This window comes from Veillonella nakazawae (genome assembly GCF_013393365.1).
GTDB lineage: Bacteria > Bacillota > Negativicutes > Veillonellales > Veillonellaceae > Veillonella > Veillonella nakazawae.
In genome coordinates, this window is sequence record NZ_AP022321.1 from 472,391 (window position 1) to 492,646 (window position 20,256).

Here is a 20,256-nt window from a genome sequence, read left to right on the forward strand (position 1 = left end):
AAGGACATTATTTTGATTCAATTACAACACATTAGTAAAGTCTATGAGGGCGCTACTCGTGTGGAAGCATTAAAAGATATTAACCTTGATGTTAAAGAGGGTGAAATCTTTGGCATTATCGGTCAATCAGGGGCCGGTAAATCCACATTGATTCGATGCATCAACATGCTCGAAGCTCCTACATCTGGCTCTGTTATCGTCAATGGTACAGATTTAACAACACTTAGCAAATCCGATTTACGTAAAGCACGCAAAGATATTGGTATGATTTTCCAACATTTTAACCTTTTGTCCTCTCGTACAGTGTATGACAATGTGGCATTTCCGTTGGAATTACAAGGCTTGAGCAAATCCGAAATCAAGGAACGCATTACGCCAATCCTTGATATCGTAGGCCTTACTGAGCGTATGAATAACTATCCATCTCAATTGTCTGGTGGTCAAAAACAACGTGTTGGTATTGCCCGTGCCTTAGCGTCTAATCCAAAGGTTCTTCTTTGTGATGAAGCTACATCTGCTCTGGATCCGCAAACAACAGAATCCATTTTGAAATTGTTGAAAGATATCAACGAAAAAATGGGCCTTACTATCGTTCTCATCACTCATGAAATGCACGTAATTCGTGAAATCTGTGATCGTGTAGCGGTTATCGAAGGCGGTGTAATCCTCGAGGAAGGTAGCACTGTTGAAGTATTTACACATCCTCGTGAAAATACTACAAAAGAATTCATCAGCTCTGTTGTGAGTGATAACTTACCGCCAGAAGCGTTAGAACATTTGGAATTACATGATCAATGGATTGCAGGTACAGCTCCATTAGTACGCCTTAAATTTACAGGTCAATCTACAGATGAACCTGTAGTGGCAGGTCTCGTACGACGCTTTAACCTCGATGTAAGTATCCTTTTTGGTGGCATCGACTATATCCAAAATACATGCGTTGGTCGCCTTATCGTTATCTTGAATGGTGACCCAGAAAATGCGCAAGAGGGCTTAGACTACATCAAAACATTACCAATTGAAAGCGAGGTGATCGGTTATGTCAGAGCAAATCATTAATCTTCTCATAACTGGTACCCTTGATACATTGCAAATGACCATTATTTCTACGGTCATGGCTATGTTACTTGGTATCCCTCTCGGTGTTATTTTAGTAGTAACCTCTAAGGGTCATATCTTAGAAAATGTAGCGCTTAATAAGGTGCTAGGTGCTATCGTTAATGCAACGCGTTCCGTACCATTTATCATTTTGATGGTAGCTATCATTCCATTCACTCGTATGGTGGCAGGCACATCTATTGGTACCACTGCAGCTTGTGTGCCTTTAACAATCGCTGCAATTCCATTCTTAGCACGCCTTGTAGAAACATCTATTAAAGATATTAACTTTGGCGTAATTGAAGCGGCCCAATCCATGGGTGCAAGTCCACTCCAAATCATTTGGAAAGTATTATTACCTGAAGCATTGCCTACGATTATCGATAATGTAACGGTTCTTATCGTTAACCTCATCAGTTACTCTGCAATGGCTGGTGCTATCGGTGGCGGTGGCCTTGGTGATATTGCTATCCGCTATGGTTACCAACGCTTCCAAGCTGATATTATGATTGCTACCATTATCATCTTGGTTATTTTGGTACAATTAGTCCAAATGATTGGCGATGCTTGGTCTAAAGCGATGAATAAGAAGTAGGAGGATCCTATGAGTATCAATGAGAAGTTGAGAAGTGAACAAAACGATGAGCTATTCACCGCTATATTAACGCTTGAAAATACTGAGGAGTGCTATGCATTCTTTGAAGATATCTGTACGATTAATGAATTGAAAGCTTTGTCTCAACGCTTACAAGTAGCAAAAATGCTACGTGCCGGTGATAGCTACGAAAAAATTGTAGAAGAAACAGGTGCGAGTACGGCTACTATTAGTCGTGTCAAACGATGCTTAGTCTATGGTGCTGATGGATATACATTAGCTTTAGATCGTCTAGGTGCAAAATAAAATAAACTAGCATGACAACGGTGGCCTTTTGGCTACCGTTGATGTGCTATCTACAGGAGGTTTATATGGAGTGGCTTATTGAGGTAACAGGTTTACCATTTGATATCCTAATTCTCGTTTTGCTCGCTGTAGCAGGTGCTTTTGCCGGCTTTGTAGACTCCATTGTGGGTGGTGGGGGCCTAATCTCTGTTCCTGCTATGCTATTAACGAACCTTCCGCCGAGTATGGCCTTAGGCAGTAATAAGCTGTCTAGCATATTTGGAGCTGGCAGTGCGTCGATTACATTCTTAAGAAATCACATGGTTGATTTTTCTCTAGTTCGTAAATTACTACCTTTTACATTTATAGGATCCATGATTGGTACCTTAGCAGTTGTATCATTGCCACCCTTGTATGTAAAGCCTATTATTATCGTCCTACTCGTTTGTGTCACACTTTTTGTGGTATTTAAAAAGGATTGGGGCGAAATAAACCGTACCTCAGCAGTAGCAGGAAAAGCATTGTATATTTGCATGGCTTTTGCTCTTGGCATTGGTGTTTATGATGGTTTTATTGGCCCTGGGACAGGTACATTTTTGATTATGGGCTTTATTTTTACTGGCTTTGATTTTCTGCATGCTTCTGCGAATGCAAAAATATTGAATTTTACCAGTAATTTAGCATCCTTAATCGTATTTTTCTGTTTAGGTCACGTCAATATTAAGTACGGCTTAGCTACAGGGGTAGGCCAAATTATAGGTGCTTACTTAGGATCTCATTTAGCTATTGCTAAGGGTTCGTCGTTGGTACGTGTTGTATTCTTGTCGGTAACGACAGTTATGTTGTTGAAATTAGTCTATGACTATGTTTCCACATTATAGGAGGGCAAGGTATGCCTCATAAAAGTGATGTACAAGTGGCATTGATTAGTGGTGGCACATCGGGCATCGGATTTGCTACGGCAAAATTGCTTCTTAAAGAGGGCTGGTGTGTTGTCATTAACGGTCGTGATGAAAAATCAGGACAAAAGGCTAAGATGAAATTGCGCCGCTATTCTTCAAGAGTGCAGTACATCCAAGGGGATGTATCGAAGATTGAAGATTGTCAGCGTATTGTAAAAGAAACCGTGAAATTATTTGGCGGTGTTTCTGCTCTCGTAACAGCAGCAGGCTATTATGAAGAAGAGCTTCTAACAGATGTAACAGAAGCAGCCTTTGATGAAATGTTTGGCACCAATGTGAAAGGTACGGTTTTCTTGTGCCAAGCGGCATTGCCCTATTTGCGCGCTACAAAGGGCAGTATTGTAACGGTAGCTAGTGATGCAGGCTTACAAGGCAATGTGGCTTGCTCTGTATACGGTGCTTCAAAAGGTGCGGTAGTGAGTTTTACGAAATCATTATCCCTTGAAATGGCACCACATAATGTGCGCGTTAACTGTGTTTGTCCTGGGGATGTGGATACCTCTTTAGTAGATAAACAAATTGCAAATGCTCAGCAAAATGCAGAGGCTGCTAAGGCTGAAATGGGCCAACATTATCCCTTGGGACGCATTGGTCAACCTCATGAAATTGGGGAGGTTATTGTATTTTTATTGAGTAATAAAGCTTCCTTTGTAACGGGGGCAGCATGGACTATCGATGGTGGTCTCACTAGTTGGTAAGATAGAAAATATTGGAAGTTATTTTATTTTTTAAATCTATAGATAATTAGAAAAATTCATTTCACTTCTAGCAATAGAATGGTATAATAATACTAATAATATGACCTATAGTTGGTTCACAACAAAGGAGAATACTTATGGCAGAATATAATGGCGTAACACTTGAGCCACTTATGGATGGTTCTCAAGATCGTGACTATCAAGTTGAACAATTTATTTTCTGGGGTGCAGGTCGTGCAGCGGCATTGGCATTATCCCCTAAATTCAGCAGTGTTGCTTTGTGCGCCAATGCAACGTATATGGTAACTCGCATTGCACATCTTTACGAAGTAGAATTGCAATCTGGTGCCGTAGTGGGTCTAGTTGGTGGTCTTAGCACAGCTGTAGGTACAGCGGCTATTTCTCTTCTTGTTCCTCTAAAAGCAGTTCGCGTTCCTGTAGCAGTTGGTTTAACATATGCTATCGGTAAAATTGCTCACATTTGGATCCAAGATGGTATGCCTTCTGATATCGAACGTTATAAACCAATGGTTGCTGAATTCCTTGAAAGCGGTAAAGCTATAGCAGGTGACATCATCCGTGATGCAAGCGCTAGCATTCCTTTCACACAAGGTCAACGCGACGTTTGGGCTGGTATTGCTAATGAAACAGGTCTTGCCAAAGAAACTTTGAAACAAGTTTACGAAGAAAAAGTAACACCTGCTATCGATAAATGGAATACAGAAACAAAATATCAAATCCATGACAATGCAGCAGAAGTTGTGGCGAAAGTAACCGATGCGGCAAAAGAGAAAATTGATGTTGCTAAAGGAAATATTGATGTAGCTAAAGAATTAGCTAAAGGTGGCGTAGAAGTAGCTAAAGCTTCTGCACAAGCTGCAGTAGAAACTGCAAAAACTAAAGCTAATGATGCTGTTGAAACAGCAAAAGATGTTGCTACAAACACTGTTAATACAGCAAAAGATAAAATTGGTGGTTTGCGCAAATAGGCGCTAAAGGATTATGAAGATGAATCCATTAAAAATTATTAAATATGGTAAGTATTTTAACGAATCTAAATTCGCCGCTTTTTTAGGACGATATGGTAAGAAGCTTGCCTTTGTACAACGAGCAGTGACCTTGTTCCTTTGTATGCGTGACAAGGACACTCCAAAATATGTAAAAGCAGTCATTGCTGGTGCCTTAGGGTATCTCGTATTACCTATTGATATTGTACCGGATACAATTCCTGTATTAGGTTGGATAGATGATGTAGCCGTGCTTGGCCTTGCCTTCAAGGTTGCCAATCGTTACATTAAAACTCGTCATCAAGAAGAGGCAAAAAAATACTTCCCATTTGGTGGCAGTAACTAGCTTTTAACCATTAAGGCAGTTTGATCCGTTGCGATTAAACTGCCTTTATTTATTTGACACGCTAAAGTAATAGATATACAATGAAGGTTGTATTCTATGAAAAAAAAGGATAAATATATGCATATTGCTTCAGTAAATGTACGCTTTTACGAAACCGATATGATGGGTATTGCGCACCATAGTAATCATTTTAGATGGTTTGAAATGGCACGCATTGAATTCCTTCGTCAAATCGGTGTAACCTTGTGGGATATGATGAATGAGGATATTGTATTTCCTATCATGAATGTATCTTGCAATTATAAAGAACCAGCAAATTTTGATGATGAACTTCACATCGAAACATATTTGGTTAAGATGACACGTGCTCAAATGATATTCCGTTATCGTATGCGCCGTGCCAGTGATGGTGCGCTCCTAGCTACGGGAGAGACCAAGAATGCATTTATGTCAAAATCAACAGGTAAAATTGTGCGATTAGACGATACTTTTTATCAGCCTATGTTAGCAGCTGTTGAGGAGATGCCTAATGAGTAATGTACAACAATTGCCTATCGGCGTGTTTGACTCCGGTGTAGGCGGGCTATCTGTTTTAAAGGTCTTACAAGAACAATTCCATAACGAAGACTTCATCTATATTGGTGATAATGCGAATAACCCGGTGGGAAATCGTAGTGATGATGAAATTACTTATTTAGCTTGTCATATTGCAGAGGCTCTTGAAAAACAGCCTGTAAAATTGATGGTTATTGCTTGCAATACGTTTACTGTTGTAGCCCTTGATGCGGTACGTGAACGCGTGTCTGTACCCGTTATTGGAGTATCACAAGGCGTAAAAACAGCGATTAGTCAAAGCAAAAGCAAGACCATTGGTATCATGGCGACGGTAGCAACTGTGAATAGTCATATTCATAAACATGTAGCCCTTGAAGTTGATCATGAAGTGCTCGTATGGGAGCAACCATGTCCTGAATTGGCAGGCCTTATTGAGCAAGGTCATTTAGATGACCATTTTGTACGCGATGTATGTACTGAATATCTAGAGCCTTTATTGTCCAGAGAGATTGAGGTCGTAGTTTTGGGCTGTACTCATTTCCCATTTGTACAACCTTTGCTAGAGGAACTAACGTCAGGGCGCATTCAATTCATCGACCCTGCTTTTGAAACGAGTGAACTTGTTCGCCGCAGATTAGAGGGTAAAGATTTATTTAACCCTCAAAAAACGGCGGGTACTGTGTCATTGTATTTTACAAAGGATATTGAGCTTGGTGATAAGCTGAGCGCCTCTTTCCTTAATACAAGTCGTCGCAGCATTGAACATATTACATTATAAAGGAGATGCCCTATGTGGTTTTATAACATCCTAAGTGTAGTAATAGCTATTATTGTAGCTATTGCAGCTTTGTATTTATTATTCCGTTTGTTCGTATTGAAACAAGGTAATGAAAAGGTTATTTTATTGCCAAAACGTGCAACAAACTTCCAAGTATCTGACCGTAATTTTGAATCTATTACCTTGTTCTGTGATATTCCATTTGTGAACAAAGGACGTCAACTTGGTACAATTATGGACTTATTCCCACGTCCATTGTTGCCAGAGGAACATTTTGATGCTGTGAAAGTACATGCATGGGCTATGGACATTAATCGTCCTCGTCATGATGGCTATTTTGAAGCTGTTATTATCAAACCTCGCAAAGGTGGTACTATTCGTGTATTCGTTACCTTAACAGGTAAAAATGGCAATATTCGTGAAGATATTAAGGGCTTCCCTTATATGGACATCGATATTTACTACCAAATCGTAGGCCGTACAGATTATCATATCGATAAACAACGTATTCGTTTGACTGCTGAAGAAGTTCAAGCAGCATTGGTTCAATAAGGAGGCATAACAATGGCAGAATTAGAGTTAGTATGTGTGCCAACACGTATTCTTACAGATAATGATGACATCGTGGATGCTATCGTTGAATTTGGCGGTCATAATATTGGACCTGAAGATATCGTATGTGTAGCTGAATCTGTAGTAGCTATTACACAAGGTCGTTTTACACGTCCTGAAGAACTAAATGTTTGCTGGCAAGCTCGTTTAATTAATCGCTTTATCCATCCAGATGGATCTATGGCATCCATTTATGGCATGCAATCCGCTATGAATCTAGATGGTAAATGGAAAGTATTGGGTGCCTTCATTTTAGGTGCTATTGCTAAGATTTTCCGCAAGCCAGGTGTATTCTATGCAATTGCTCGTGCAGCATCTTTAACAGATGATGTAACTGGTACAATGCCTCCATTCGACAAGCACATCGTATTTGGTCCAAAGGATCCAGATAAAGTAGCTGAGAAAATCGTATCACGCACAGGCTGTTATGGCGCTGTTGTAGCTGACGTTAATGACTTGAAACGTTCCGCTGTGTTAGGTACAAGCCGTGGTATTGACGGTAATAAAATTGCACAATTGTTAATTGACAATCCATTTGGTAATGATAGTCAAATGACTCCGATTGTTATCATTAAAAATTACGCATCTGTATCTGGTAAATAACAGAAGGCTGTACTCATCACATAGAGATGGGTACAGCTTTTTTTATACTAATTAGGAGGTCATATGTTACTAGGTTTAGACGTAGGTGGTACTTTTACAGATGCGGTCATCATCGATGGCCATCGTGTAGTAGCATCTGCTAAAAGACGGACTACCAAAGATAATTTAATGCAAGGCATAGGCGAGGCCATTGATGCAATTCTCCAACATTGTGATACTACAAATATTGATCAAGTTACGCTGTCTACTACTGTAGTAACAAACACCATCGTGGAAGAGAAAGAGCAAGTGGTAGACCTGTTTGTAGTAACGGGACCTGGCCGAAATGTGGACGATATATTCCCTGTAAATCCTATCTATCTTCAAGGCTATACTGATCATAGAGGTATTGTGGTGGAACGTACACCTACAAATGCAGTTCGACATATAGCAGAAATGGTACAATCTCGCAGTGGCACAGATTTGGCTGCTGTATCTGCTAAATTTGGGGTACGGAATCCTCAAGAAGAATTATCTATAACAGAAGCCTTGAAAGATAGATATAATACTATCTCTAATGGCAGCTTATTAAGCGGCTCTTTGAATTTTCCACGTCGTACTATTAGTGCATATTTTAATAGCGCTGTAACACCGGTATTTACAGTATTTAAGAAGAATGTAGAAGATGCGTTGAGCGTGCGAAACATTAAGGCTCCACTTCATATATTAAAGGCCGATGGAGGTTCTTTACCTATGGAACATATGGTGAGTAGACCAGTAGAGACCGCTTTTACAGGACCTGCGGCAACCGTACTGGGCTTATCTGCTCTTGGAGCTATTGGGAATGAACATACAGTTGCTTTAGATATTGGCGGTACCACTACAGATATTTCTTTGTGGAAACAAGGCAGACCGTTGATGACTAAAAGTGGTGTATCTATTCGTGAATACCCAAGTGCGGTACGCTCCTTTGCCGTTACCTCTGTTGGTATTGGCGGTGAATCTGTCGTTCGCATTGTAGATGGTGAAATTACTGTCGGACCTGAACGGGTGGGCCCATCGGTAGCTTTAGGAGGTGTAGAACCTACATTAGGGGATGCTCTCATTGTACTAGGTTATGCGAGTTATGGTAAGGTTGGATTAGCTGAACGAGCTATGGAGGTATTGGCTAATAGACTAAATGCTAGTACAAACGGAGATACAACTGAGACTCAACAACAATTTGCAGAGGATGTAACTGTTTCAGACGTTGCTCAATCAATCGTAAATAAGGCGTTGCAAACAATTCAGCATGGCATCGATGAGGTGGTAAGGGCAGAAAACAAACGACCTATCTATGTAGTAGCGGATATTGTGAACCCCGATGTCTTTGTGCCTGCTCAAATCGTGGTAGTAGGTGGAACGGCGCCAAGCCTTGGACCTAGTATAGGTAAATATATGGATTTACCGATTACCATACCAGAAAATGCGGCGGTGGCGAATGCTATCGGAGCAGCCCTAGCATTATCGACTATTGAACTCACTGTTCATGTCGATACAAAACGACGCTTACTCGTTATTCCTGAACTAGGGATTAAACAACAAACCTGTACGTTGAAGCGAGTAGAACAAGTGGTGGAACGAGCTAAAGAAGCTCTCAGTGAAGAAGCATTGCGTTTAGGCCTTGGTAAAAACCAAGACATAGAGGTCATTAGTATAGAAGATTTCCCTGTAGTAGAGGGCTGGCAATCAATGGAACGATTAATAATGGTAAAAGTACAACTAGCAGCGGGGGTGAAACAGTATGTGGAATAAAGGCTTATCCTATCGTGAACGTCATGGACTTGGACATGCGGGTATGAATAAAGGTATTAATACAAATGTAGATGATACGTTACATACTGATACAAATGCATCAAAGCATAGTTTAGGTCTAGTGTTTTTCCCTGCCTTTGACTGGAAGATTTCTGAAACTCATCCAGAACGACAAGAGCGGTTGCTGTATACGCGTGATCAAATCGTTGAGGAAGGCTTATTAGATATACCTAATATTGTGGAATATAATCCTATCGTGGCCGATTGGGATACCATAGAGCGCGTTCATGTGGGCGCTCCTGACTTAGAGTCCTGGGTAACGGAAGCACATCGTGTGTCTGCAGGTGGTGCTATTGCCGCTGCTGATGCGGTTATGCGCGGTGAAGTAGATCGCGCTTTTGCCTTAGTAAGACCGCCAGGGCATCATGCGATGGCCATGGTTCATGGTATTCGTGGTTTCTGTACCATTAACATTGAAGCTGTCATGATTCAACATATGCGTCAAACCTATGGTATTAAACGGGTTGCTGTGGTGGATACAGATGTACATCATGGTGATGGCTCTCAAGATGTGTTCTATCATGATCCAGATACGCTATACATTAGTTTCCACCAAGATGGACGGACCTTATATCCTGGCACAGGCTTTATGGATGAATTTGGTGGTCCACAAGCCATCGGTGGAAATATAGATATCCCATTGCCACCTGGGACTGGTGACGAAGGCTTGATGAAGGTTATGCGTGAGTTAGTATTGCCAATCCTAGAAGAATTCAATCCAGACATAGTTATTAATTCTGCAGGGCAAGATAATCACTTTAGCGATCTATTGGCTAATATGCAGGTAACCGCAAAGGGCTATGCTGAGCTTGTAGATTTATTGCAAGCAGATATAGCTGTCTTAGAAGGTGGTTACTCCGTACAAGAAGCATTGCCATATGTAAATACTGGTATTATTTTATCCATGGCAGGCCTTGATTACAGCAAGGTCGTCGAACCTGCCTTTGACCCTGTTAAATATAAGCAAAGCCAAAATGTAACCGCTTATATTGATGACCTTATCGCTAAGTGGAAGGTACAATGGGCTAACCGTCATAAGATGGCCGAAGAGGAACGCACTGGTGTAGGCGATATATGGTCGAACCGCTACAATGTGTACTACGATGAAACAGGTGTACAAGAGGAGCGTCTTGAAAAAGTGCGTATGTATGAAGATAAGGTGGGCTGGCATAGTGTACTTTCACGAGGCCAATATGGACCCTATGGGCCACAAAGTGTTTATGCCATGTTCATTCCTTGGCAAGCTGATGAGGGAACTCGTCAAGATGCCATTACAGAGGCCAAACGGGCTAAAGTAGAAGGCGGTGCAAGCCGTTATGTTGTGGTAGATCCACTTGGCGATGGACAATACGAGGTATAGTGGTAGATTCTCAAAGTTGTGACTCCTGGTAATGAACCATACTGTGTTAGAATTGGTAACTATAATCTGATTCGTAGTGATAAAAAATAGTTAAATTGTGATATAATAAGAAAAGATAACGCCCCTTTGTGTAAGGGGCGTTCTAATGTTTAGATTTAGAATGGTGAGGTTCCTATGCGCAGCGATAATAGAACAGCAGGTCAATTACGACCTATTAAAATAACACGGAATTTTACAGAGTATGCAGAAGGTTCTGTACTCATTGAGTGCGGTAAGACTAAGGTTATCTGTACAGCTACTGTGGAGGATTCTGTGCCGCGCTGGCTCAAAGGTTCTGGCCAAGGTTGGGTAACCGCTGAATACTCCTTGTTGCCACGTTCTACGAAAACTCGCGTAAGCCGTGAAGCTGCAAAGGGTAAACAAACGGGCCGTACTGTAGAAATTCAACGCCTTATCGGTCGTGCATTACGTGCTGTTGTAGATCTTGAAGCATTAGGTGAACGTTCTATTACAATCGACTGCGATGTAATCCAAGCCGATGGCGGCACGCGTACAGCATCTATTACAGGTGCTTTTGTGGCCCTCGTTGATGCGGTGGACTTCACCTTTGGTGGCGCAGGCAAATTCCCGATTACCGATTTTTGTGCTGCTATTTCAGTAGGTATTGGTCCAGAGGGGCCTATTACGGATCTTTGCTACGAAGAGGATAGTGCAGCTATCGTTGACATGAACGTGGTGCGCACCGGCTCTGGTGATATGGTTGAGGTACAAGGTACTGGCGAACATGGTACCTTTAACCGTGATGAGCTCAATGCATTACTTGATTTAGCAGAGGCTGCTACAGATGAGCTCATGGCAAAACAACGTGAAGTACTTGGCACAACAGCAGATAAAGTAGGTAAGGTATATCCTACAGCTCCGGAGGTGTAAGGTGGAACAAATCGTATTAGCTACAGGCAATAAAGGGAAAATTCGTGAATTTTCTGAGGCTTTCTCTCATTTATCTATCGATTGTATACCGGTAAAAGAGGTTGTTACCATTGAGGAACCTGAGGAAACGGGTACAACCTTTATGGAAAATGCTCTTTTAAAAGCTCACTATTATGCAAAGGCAACAAATCGTCCATGTCTTGCCGATGATTCTGGCATCACCGTAGATGCTCTTAATGGGGCACCAGGTGTATATTCTGCGCGTTATGCAGGTCATCATGGTGATGATCAAGCTAATAATGAAAAATTAATTCGCGAACTGCAAGGTAAAAGTGACCACACAGGTCATTATGTATGTGCCTTAGCTCTCGTATATCCTGATGGCCGTGAAGTGACGGCTGAAGGCTATTGTGATGGACTTGTTCAAGATGAGCCAAAAGGGGACAATGGTTTTGGCTATGATCCATACTTCTATGTACCTGAATTTGAAAAGACAATGGCAGAACTTAGCATTGAAGAAAAGGAAACCATCAGCCATCGTGGCCGTGCTTTACGCAAATTAATTAACAAGCTTTAATATTTTCGAACTATATGGTATAGTTCATATAAATATGTAATATAATAGTATTAGAGAACTTATAAAATGAAACGAATTGGTATTTTAAGTGATACTCATGGGTATCTAGATGATATAGATCTTGTCTTGGAGGCTACAGCAGACCAAGAAATTGATATGTGGCTTCATGCTGGTGATTATGGTGATGATGCACGCTATATGCAGGAACATACTGATATTCCTGTGTATGCAGTGCGCGGTAATAATGACCGTGTACAGCCTCTAGAACCGCGGGAACAGTTGATTCCTCTAGAGGATACCTATATTTACATGACTCATGGTCATGAGGTATCATATTATAATCGAATACAAAAACTGATTGAGTTAGGCACTGATATGGGGGCGCGACTCATCGTGTCCGGTCATAGTCATCATCATGGTGAGGTTCGTGTTCGTGATGCGGTATTTGTGAATCCCGGCAGTATATCGTTGGCTCGTGACCGCTCAGGCGGTACATTTGCTATCGTTACCTACGATAATGGACAGTTTAGTGTAGAATTTGTGTATAAACAAGATATTGTTTAGTTATATGGTAAAAGCTTTGAGCCTCGACGGGTTAAGCTTTCAAAAAATAGTAAGTCTATGCATGGAAAGGGTTATGACATATCATGGATACACCAGTTAAAGCAAAGCCTAAAATGAAATTATATGGTTTTAATAATCTCACAAAGACATTGAGTTTTAATATTTATGATATTTGTTATACTCGTACGGAAGAAGAGAAAAAGCAATACATTCAGTACATTGATGAAGTATACAATGCAGATCGTTTAACAGCTATTTTAACAGAAGTAAGCCGCATTATCGGTGCTAACATCCTTAACGTAGCGAAACAAGACTACGACCCTCAGGGTGCGTCTGTTACGATTTTGATTTCTGAAGAGGAAATTGAAAAGGAAGATGTAGTCATGCATCTTGATAAATCTCATCTTACTGTACATACTTATCCTGAAAGCCATCCGCACAAAGGGGTTAGTACGTTCCGTGCCGATATTGAAGTATCTACATGTGGTCAGATTTCTCCCCTTAAAGCACTTAACTATTTGATTCAAAGCTTTGATTCCGATATCCTTACAATGGACTACCATGTACGTGGCTTTACACGTGATGTATCTGGTAAGAAAATCTATATCGATCATCGTATCAACTCTATCCAAAACTACATCAACGCAAAAACTCGCAATATGTACAACATGATTGATGTAAACGTATATCAAGAAAATATTTTCCACACAAAAATGATGTTAAAAGAATTTGATTTAGATAACTATCTCTTTGGTATTACTGAATCTGAATTGAGTGAACGAGAAATCAAACAAATTAAACATCAGTTAAAACAAGAAATGATGGAAATTTTCTATGGTCGTAATTTGCCATCTGTAAAAGCATAACTAAAATATATATTCTGTATGCTATGTGTCCTATCGGATAATACGTATATAGTACCAAAGTAGATAAGTCGTATATGGCTTATCTACTTTTATTTAATTATCATTTTTATTACTAAATTAGATTAATTGAATTTAATTCTAAAATATTCGGAAAACTATATCGAAAAAACTTGAATTGTTATATATCATTTTGTATAATACAATTAGTTAAAGGTATTAATTACCGACTCAAAAGAGTCCGAGTTTATCCACAAAGGAGAATTATTATGGACGTACGTGAATTAGCTGTACAAAAGAAACGTGAATTAAAAGGTTTCCTTACTGTAGGAACAAAATATGAATTAAAAGACGCTCATGATTTATCTGTAGCTTACACACCAGGTGTAGCAGAACCATGCTTGCGTATTAAAGATAATGAAGCAGAATCCTTTGAATTAACTTGCCGTTCCAACATGGTTGCCGTTGTATCCGACGGTACTCGTGTACTTGGTCTTGGCGATATCGGTGCTGCAGCAGCATTGCCTGTAATGGAAGGTAAATCTTTATTATTCAAAAAATTCGGCGATGTAGACTGCATTCCATTGGTTGTAGATACAAAAGATGCTGATACATTGATCAACACTGTAAAATTATTGCAAAAAAACTTTGCTGGCATTAACTTGGAAGATATTTCTTCTCCTAAATGCTATGAAATCGAAAACCGTTTGAAAGAAGAATTGGAAATCCCTGTATTCCATGATGACCAACACGGTACTGCAATCGCATGTTTGGCTGGTGTAAAAGGCGCTCTTCGTTTAGTTAAAAAAGATTTAGCTACTGCTAAAATCATTGTAAACGGTGCTGGTGCTGCTGGTGCAAACATTGCTCGTTTGTTATACCTTGCAGGCGCTCGTGATATTACATTGTTAGTATCTTCTGGCGTATTGCACAAAGATTACAAACGTCTTGACTCCTTGCAAGCTGAATTGATCGACTTGCTTAAACTTGAAGAAAAACATGGCAACTTGGCTGAAAATGCTAAAGGTGCTGATATTCTTCTTGGTGTATCTGCAGCAGGTGCTTTCACTAAAGACATCTTGGAAAACTTGGCTGACGATGCAATCGTATTCGCAATGGCTAACCCTAACCCAGAAGCAACATATGCTGACATGAAAGCAGCTGGCATTCGCATCGCTGGTACTGGCCGTTCCGATGCTCCTAACCAAATCAACAACGTAGCAGTATTCCCTGGCGTATTCCGCGGTGCTATCGATGTTCGCGCATCCAAAATCACTGACGAAATGAAATTAGCTGCTGCTGATGCATTGGCTAACTTGATTCCAGATAGCGAATTGAACGAAGAAAACGTAATGCCATCCGTATTCGATCCTCGTGTAGCTCCAGCTGTTGCAAAAGCAGTTGCTGAAGTTGCTGTAAAACAAGGTATCGCTAAGAATCCTAAAGTAGTAGAAGACGGTAGCTACGAAGGTTAATCTATTTGCTGTAAAAGCATTGGCATAACCATAAAATAACTATAGAACAATATGACATGCACCTCGAAAGAGGTGCATGTTTTGTATATAGATGAATAAAATTTAAAAAATTAATGAAGTTGTAAAAAAGTACTTGTCACTAATTTGTATCAATGATATAATAATTTTCGTTGCAGAGCGATACTCAACAGAGTAAAAACTCAGCAAGAGTAGTGGTTGACATCAACTACCAGGTTTGCTATAATTAGCAAGTAATTAATGACGGGGCATAGCGCAGTTTGGTAGCGCACCTGGCTTGGGACCAGGGGGTCGCAGGTTCGAATCCTGCTGCTCCGACCATTTTTTTATTTGCGGGTGTAGCTCAATGGTAGAGCCCCAGCCTTCCAAGCTGGTCGCGAGGGTTCGATTCCCTTCACCCGCTCCATTTTTTTTTGCCTTTTTTGGGGTAAACTGCAATAGAGCACAGTTGACGATACATAGTACATAATTTATACTATAATAGATAATTACATATATAGGTAATCCACATGGTTCAGTAGCTCAGTTGGATAGAGCAACGGCCTTCTAAGCCGTGGGTCGGGGGTTCGAATCCCTCCTGGATCACCAAAGAAATAAGCGGATAGCTCGTAATGAGCTATCCGTTTTTGATAGGTTTATAGGAGTATTCAATATGGATATAAATAGTATGATTCCGATTGTTCAGGCACTCTCACCTGCTACCCCAATTGTAACGGTATTAGCGAAAGGAATTTTTGCTACTATTTTTTGTAGGAAAAATACAGAAGCTGTTGAGTTTGAAAAACTAAAAATTGCTAAGCTTGGTGAAATAGCACAAACTTTGCTAGATAATAAGTTAATTACATATACCGAGTTTTATAAAGCATCAAATTTTGAGGGGATTGCAGTAATAGCTGATAAATATATCAAAGATAAACCTACAGATGATACTATTCATAAATTTGATTTTGATTGGTTTATTAAATTTTATGATGCAGTCGGAACTGTTAGTAATAAAGAGATGCAAGAGATTTGGGCTAAGCTATTAGCTAGTGAAATTAATGCGCCTAAATCTATATCATATAAGACTATAGAGCTATTAAAAAATATGTCATCAAAAGAAGCACGTTTACTGGAAGAATTATTGAATAAAAGCATATTAATACAAAATAATTGTTTTATTCCTAGGGATGAAGATTTTTTAAAGCATAATGATATTAAATATGAAGATTTATTGTTGCTGGAGGATTATGGTTTGTTGAAGATACCTCAAGGATTAACTATGTCAATTCAAATATTGGCGGATGAGACGGTTAATTTATGTATGTCTAATAAGCATACGCTTCAAGTGAAAAATATAGGGGAAAAAGAACAAACACTAAAGATTGAATTGTACCCATTTACTGTATTTGCTTATCAATTATTATTAATAATTGGCTCTTTAACAAATGATAAGATCTTATATTCATTTAAAGAAGTTTTAGAAGAGAACCATAATGAATTAGAAATTAAAATTGTACCTACTGTGGCTGTTGAGGTAAAATAATTCTTAATTTATAATAATATAAATATATATGATGGCTTTTGATAGTTGCTTTGGTAACTTTAACAAAAAGAATTTTAAATTAAATTACACCCCAAAATTATGTCTAATTTTTGGGGTGTAATTTATATTATGTCATCCCTTTAGAAATATTTTAGCCATGTACTAATTTTTAAAACTCTGTACGTAGTTTGTAGATCGCTAATTTATATTTATTTCTATAGTATTCCTTCGCAACCATTGTGCTAGTTCTACATTTGTCATATTTCCTGCGGCCACATTGATAATTAGGTTTTCAACTTCTTGTTGTGAAGCGGTAATATCAATACCATTGATAATAAGATACACATACATGCTGTGTAGTGCAGTTCGCTTATTGCCATCTGTAAAAGGGTGGTTATTGGCGATACCATAACATAATTGTGCTGCTTTGTCACAGAGAGATGGATATAAGTCGCTCCCCATAAATGTTTGAAATGGGGTATTTACAGCTGACGCTAAAAGATTCTTATCTCGCACTCCTGAAGAGAGGACAAATGCATCTTCTAATTCTCTGTGCAGTTCGTAGATATCTTCTACAGTGAGTTGAATATTAGGTGTACTCATTTATTCTCCAATGCTTTATATAGGTCATAATTACGCTTTAATACTTGTTGCGAGATGTCTTTTATCTGTTTTTTTAGCTCTTTATTAGTATCACTAGTTATGATAGAGGGTTTGTGGTTTGTTTTGCAATCGGTAATTTTCTGATCTTTTGACATCATAAATTAAATTCCTTTTACTGTGTTTTTGACTTTTATATTTACTATATATTTGACTTTTATATCTATTATATAGGGAATAAATCAATATAAACAATCTAATTTATAGTAAATATTTTAAAAGTTCAAATTTAATTATCTCTCATAAACCCAGTATTTATCTATATTTTTGTTGTATAAATCTGATTAGTCAAAATAAAAGTCAAAAAAAGTCAAAATTTTATCTTTGACCTATTGACTTTTTGACTTAATCAGATTATTATAATGTCATAAGGTTGAAGAAACCTAGAAATAAAGCAAGAAATTAAACAGACTTAAAAAGTCAAATAGATATACTTGTAGTAAAAAAGTGAGGTAATTTATATGAACAACAACTTTAATAACTTTGGTAGCGATTTCGGTAGCATGAACGACTTGTTTAATCAATTGATGGGTAACATGGGTGGTTATTCCACAGAAAACCGTCGTTATAAAATTAATGGTCGTGAAGTGACTCCAGAAGAGTTTGCTTTCTATCGTCAAACTGGTCGTTTACCTTCTAATGAAGAAATGCAAGCTGCTCAAGCTGCGCAACAAGGTAAAATGAAACAAGATGGTATCCTTGCTAAGTTAGGTACAAACTTAACTCAACAAGCTCGTGATGGTAAACTCGATCCTGTTATTGGCCGTAATAAAGAAATCCAAGAAACAGCAGAAATCCTTGCACGTCGTACTAAAAACAATCCTGTACTCGTAGGTGATGCTGGTGTTGGTAAAACAGCTGTAGTAGAAGGCTTGGCACAAGCAATTGTTAATGGCGATGTTCCTGCAGCTATTAAAAATAAAGAAATCATTTCCATTGATATTTCCGGTTTGGAAGCTGGTACTCAATATCGTGGTTCCTTCGAAGAAAATATCCAAAACCTTATTAAAGAGGTTAAGGCTGCTGGTAACATTATCTTGTTCTTCGACGAAATCCACCAAATCTTGGGTGCTGGTTCCACAGGTGATGGTCAAGGCTCTAAAGGCTTAGCAGATATCTTGAAACCTGCTTTGTCCCGTGGTGAAATGACTGTTATTGGTGCTACAACACAAGATGAATACCGTAACACAATCATGAAAAACGCAGCTCTTGCTCGTCGTTTCAATGAAGTTAAGGTAAATGCACCATCTCCAGAAGATACTTTCAAAATTTTACAAGGCATTCGCCCATTGTACGAAGCGCATCATAACATTGAATTGCCAGATGCAGTGTTGAAAGCAGCTGTAGATTATTCCGTACAATACATCCCTCAACGTAGCTTACCAGATAAAGCTATCGACTTGATCGATGTAACAGCAGCTCACTTGGCTTCCCAACATCCTGTAACTGATATTAAAACATTAGAAGCAGATATTGCAGAGGCTAAAGCAAAACAAGAAGAGTTTGCTCAAAAAGAAGATTACGAATCCGCTATTAATGAAAAGATGCGTATTCAAAAATTACAAGAAGAAATCGACAACCATACTGAAAACCAAAAGGTAGTGGCTCAAGTTAACGATGTAGCGGAAGCGGTTGAAAGAATGACTGGTATCCCTGTATCTCAAATGGGTGCATCCGATATTGAACGCTTGAAAGACATGAAATCTCGTTTACAAGCTCATGTCATCGGTCAAGATAAAGCAGTAGAAGCTGTATCTAAAGCAATCCGTCGTAACCGTGCAGGCTTTGACGAAGGTAACCGTCCAATCGGTAGCTTCTTATTCGTAGGTCCTACTGGTGTTGGTAAAACAGAATTGGCTAAACAATTAGCACTTGATATGTTCGGTAACAAAGATGCTATCATCCGCTTGGATATGTCCGAATACAGTGATCGCACAGCAGTTTCCAAATTGATTGGTGCTACAGCTGGTTATGTTGGTTACGAAGATAACTCCAACACATTGACTGAACGTGTTCGTCGTAATCCTTACTCCATCGTATTGTTCGACGAAATTGAAAAAGCAGATCCTCAAGTTATTACATTGCTTCTTCAAGTATTGGATGATGGTCGCTTAACAGATGGTCAAGGTAACACCGTAAACTTCAAAAATACTGTTATCATTGCTACATCTAATGCAGGCTTTGGCTATGGTCAAGATAATGACGATGAAAACAAAGTAGATGTAATGGATCGTATCGCTCCATTCTTCCGTCCAGAATTCTTAAACCGTTTCAATGCAGTTATCGAATTCAATCAATTGAAAAAAGAAGATTTGAAACAAATCGTAGATTTAATGCTTGATCAAGTAAATAAAACTTTAGCTAAAAAAGAAATCACTCTTGATGTAACTGAAGCAGCTAAAGAATTATTGATGGAACAAGGTTACGATAAAACTATGGGCGCTCGTCCATTACGTCGTGTTATCGAATCTGAAATCCGCGATAATGTAACTGATTTCTACTTGGATCACATCGATGCAAAACACTTGCTTGCTGATATGAAGGATGGTCACATTGTAATTAGTGACAAAGATGCTGCTAATACATCTGATGATAAATCTGCAGATGATAAAGCTGTAGACGACAGCAAACAAGCTGATGATGCTGCATCCAAGGATAATAAATAATCGATAGGCTATCGACACTAACTAATGAATCCCTTACAACTCTCTCCATATACAAACTAATGATAGACCTATTGATACTGAGAGCACCCCACATAACGTGGGGTGCTTTTTTGTGTCTTAATATGCATTTTAATATGTGTATTAATAAAGAAATTTTGTATATATGATAAAAATCATTGCTAATATATCGATTTATTTAGTATAATCATATCTATAAATTCAATATTCTATAGAATTTAAAAAAGA

At 39.0% G+C, this 20,256-nt stretch carries 21 protein-coding genes and 3 tRNA genes; 23 read left to right on the forward strand and 1 reads right to left on the reverse strand.

Annotated elements, in window-relative coordinates:
• Nucleotides 1–12 precede the first annotated feature (12 nt).
• From VEIT17_RS02070 to VEIT17_RS02175, 22 genes are all read left to right on the forward strand, one after another.
• Nucleotides 13–1,059 (forward strand): methionine ABC transporter ATP-binding protein, encoded by a 1,047-nt coding sequence (locus VEIT17_RS02070; protein ID WP_178884544.1) that lies wholly within the window; start codon nt 13–15, stop codon nt 1,057–1,059.
• Nucleotides 1,040–1,693: a methionine ABC transporter permease gene (locus VEIT17_RS02075; protein ID WP_005387966.1), complete on the forward strand. Its 654-nt coding sequence runs from the start codon at nt 1,040–1,042 to the stop codon at nt 1,691–1,693. Before VEIT17_RS02070 ends, VEIT17_RS02075 begins: the two co-directional genes overlap by 20 nt.
• Before the next feature lie 9 nt (nt 1,694–1,702).
• Nucleotides 1,703–1,999 carry a YerC/YecD family TrpR-related protein gene (locus tag VEIT17_RS02080; RefSeq protein ID WP_005387967.1) on the forward strand — a complete coding sequence of 99 codons (297 nt, stop codon included), beginning with the start codon at nt 1,703–1,705 and terminating at the stop codon, nt 1,997–1,999.
• A 65-nt stretch (nt 2,000–2,064) separates the two neighbouring features.
• Nucleotides 2,065–2,859, forward strand: a complete 795-nt coding sequence (locus tag VEIT17_RS02085; protein WP_039969619.1) for a TSUP family transporter — start codon at nt 2,065–2,067, stop codon at nt 2,857–2,859.
• 11 nt (nt 2,860–2,870) lie between these two features.
• Entirely contained in the window at nt 2,871–3,638 is a 768-nt protein-coding gene (locus VEIT17_RS02090) for an SDR family NAD(P)-dependent oxidoreductase (RefSeq protein WP_178884546.1), read from the forward strand.
• A 137-nt stretch (nt 3,639–3,775) separates the two neighbouring features.
• Nucleotides 3,776–4,627, forward strand: a complete 852-nt coding sequence (locus VEIT17_RS02095; protein ID WP_005387972.1) for a hypothetical protein — start codon at nt 3,776–3,778, stop codon at nt 4,625–4,627.
• A gap of 19 nt (nt 4,628–4,646) precedes the next feature.
• A complete protein-coding gene (locus tag VEIT17_RS02100) occupies nt 4,647–4,991 on the forward strand; it encodes a YkvA family protein (protein ID WP_024066183.1) in 345 nt (114 codons plus the stop codon).
• A 117-nt stretch (nt 4,992–5,108) separates the two neighbouring features.
• On the forward strand, nt 5,109–5,528 hold the full coding sequence (locus VEIT17_RS02105; protein WP_005387975.1) for an acyl-CoA thioesterase: 420 nt from the start codon (nt 5,109–5,111) through the stop codon (nt 5,526–5,528).
• Nucleotides 5,521–6,324, forward strand: a complete 804-nt coding sequence (gene murI, locus VEIT17_RS02110) for a glutamate racemase (RefSeq protein ID WP_178884548.1) — start codon at nt 5,521–5,523, stop codon at nt 6,322–6,324. The genes VEIT17_RS02105 and murI overlap by 8 nt, the downstream gene beginning before the upstream one ends.
• A gap of 12 nt (nt 6,325–6,336) precedes the next feature.
• Nucleotides 6,337–6,876 (forward strand): hypothetical protein, encoded by a 540-nt coding sequence (locus VEIT17_RS02115; protein WP_005387979.1) that lies wholly within the window; start codon nt 6,337–6,339, stop codon nt 6,874–6,876.
• A gap of 12 nt (nt 6,877–6,888) precedes the next feature.
• On the forward strand, nt 6,889–7,539 hold the full coding sequence (locus tag VEIT17_RS02120; RefSeq protein ID WP_005387981.1) for a coenzyme F420-0:L-glutamate ligase: 651 nt from the start codon (nt 6,889–6,891) through the stop codon (nt 7,537–7,539).
• Nucleotides 7,540–7,602: 63 nt separating this feature from the next.
• Nucleotides 7,603–9,312, forward strand: a complete 1,710-nt coding sequence (locus VEIT17_RS02125) for a hydantoinase/oxoprolinase family protein (RefSeq protein WP_178884551.1) — start codon at nt 7,603–7,605, stop codon at nt 9,310–9,312.
• On the forward strand, nt 9,302–10,732 hold the full coding sequence (locus tag VEIT17_RS02130) for a histone deacetylase family protein (protein WP_178884553.1): 1,431 nt from the start codon (nt 9,302–9,304) through the stop codon (nt 10,730–10,732). The genes VEIT17_RS02125 and VEIT17_RS02130 overlap by 11 nt, the downstream gene beginning before the upstream one ends.
• 174 nt (nt 10,733–10,906) lie before the next feature.
• Nucleotides 10,907–11,662, forward strand: coding sequence for a ribonuclease PH (rph, locus tag VEIT17_RS02135; RefSeq protein ID WP_178884555.1), 756 nt, complete (start codon nt 10,907–10,909; stop codon nt 11,660–11,662).
• 1 nt (nt 11,663) lies between these two features.
• Nucleotides 11,664–12,239 (forward strand): XTP/dITP diphosphatase, encoded by a 576-nt coding sequence (locus VEIT17_RS02140; protein WP_119208417.1) that lies wholly within the window; start codon nt 11,664–11,666, stop codon nt 12,237–12,239.
• 66 nt (nt 12,240–12,305) lie between these two features.
• On the forward strand, nt 12,306–12,803 hold the full coding sequence (locus VEIT17_RS02145; protein WP_024066691.1) for a metallophosphoesterase family protein: 498 nt from the start codon (nt 12,306–12,308) through the stop codon (nt 12,801–12,803).
• Nucleotides 12,804–12,886: 83 nt separating this feature from the next.
• Nucleotides 12,887–13,669, forward strand: a complete 783-nt coding sequence (gene speD, locus VEIT17_RS02150; RefSeq protein ID WP_060924105.1) for an adenosylmethionine decarboxylase — start codon at nt 12,887–12,889, stop codon at nt 13,667–13,669.
• A 266-nt stretch (nt 13,670–13,935) separates the two neighbouring features.
• On the forward strand, nt 13,936–15,141 hold the full coding sequence (locus tag VEIT17_RS02155; RefSeq protein WP_119208415.1) for an NAD(P)-dependent malic enzyme: 1,206 nt from the start codon (nt 13,936–13,938) through the stop codon (nt 15,139–15,141).
• Nucleotides 15,142–15,403: 262 nt separating this feature from the next.
• Nucleotides 15,404–15,480 (forward strand) — tRNA-Pro (locus VEIT17_RS02160).
• Nucleotides 15,481–15,491: 11 nt separating this feature from the next.
• Nucleotides 15,492–15,565 (forward strand) — tRNA-Gly (locus VEIT17_RS02165).
• 105 nt (nt 15,566–15,670) lie between these two features.
• Nucleotides 15,671–15,747, forward strand: a tRNA-Arg gene (locus VEIT17_RS02170).
• A 64-nt stretch (nt 15,748–15,811) separates the two neighbouring features.
• A complete protein-coding gene (locus VEIT17_RS02175) occupies nt 15,812–16,684 on the forward strand; it encodes a DUF2806 domain-containing protein (protein WP_178884557.1) in 873 nt (290 codons plus the stop codon).
• Between the two features lie 198 nt (nt 16,685–16,882).
• On the opposite strand, the gene VEIT17_RS02180 is transcribed toward VEIT17_RS02175, so the two are convergent.
• Nucleotides 16,883–17,287, reverse strand: coding sequence for a type II toxin-antitoxin system death-on-curing family toxin (locus VEIT17_RS02180; RefSeq protein WP_024064465.1), 405 nt, complete (start codon nt 17,285–17,287; stop codon nt 16,883–16,885).
• 518 nt (nt 17,288–17,805) lie between these two features.
• Here VEIT17_RS02180 and VEIT17_RS02185 point away from each other — a divergent pair.
• Nucleotides 17,806–20,010 (forward strand): ATP-dependent Clp protease ATP-binding subunit, encoded by a 2,205-nt coding sequence (locus tag VEIT17_RS02185; protein WP_178884559.1) that lies wholly within the window; start codon nt 17,806–17,808, stop codon nt 20,008–20,010.
• The last annotated feature ends 246 nt before the right edge of the window (nt 20,011–20,256 follow it).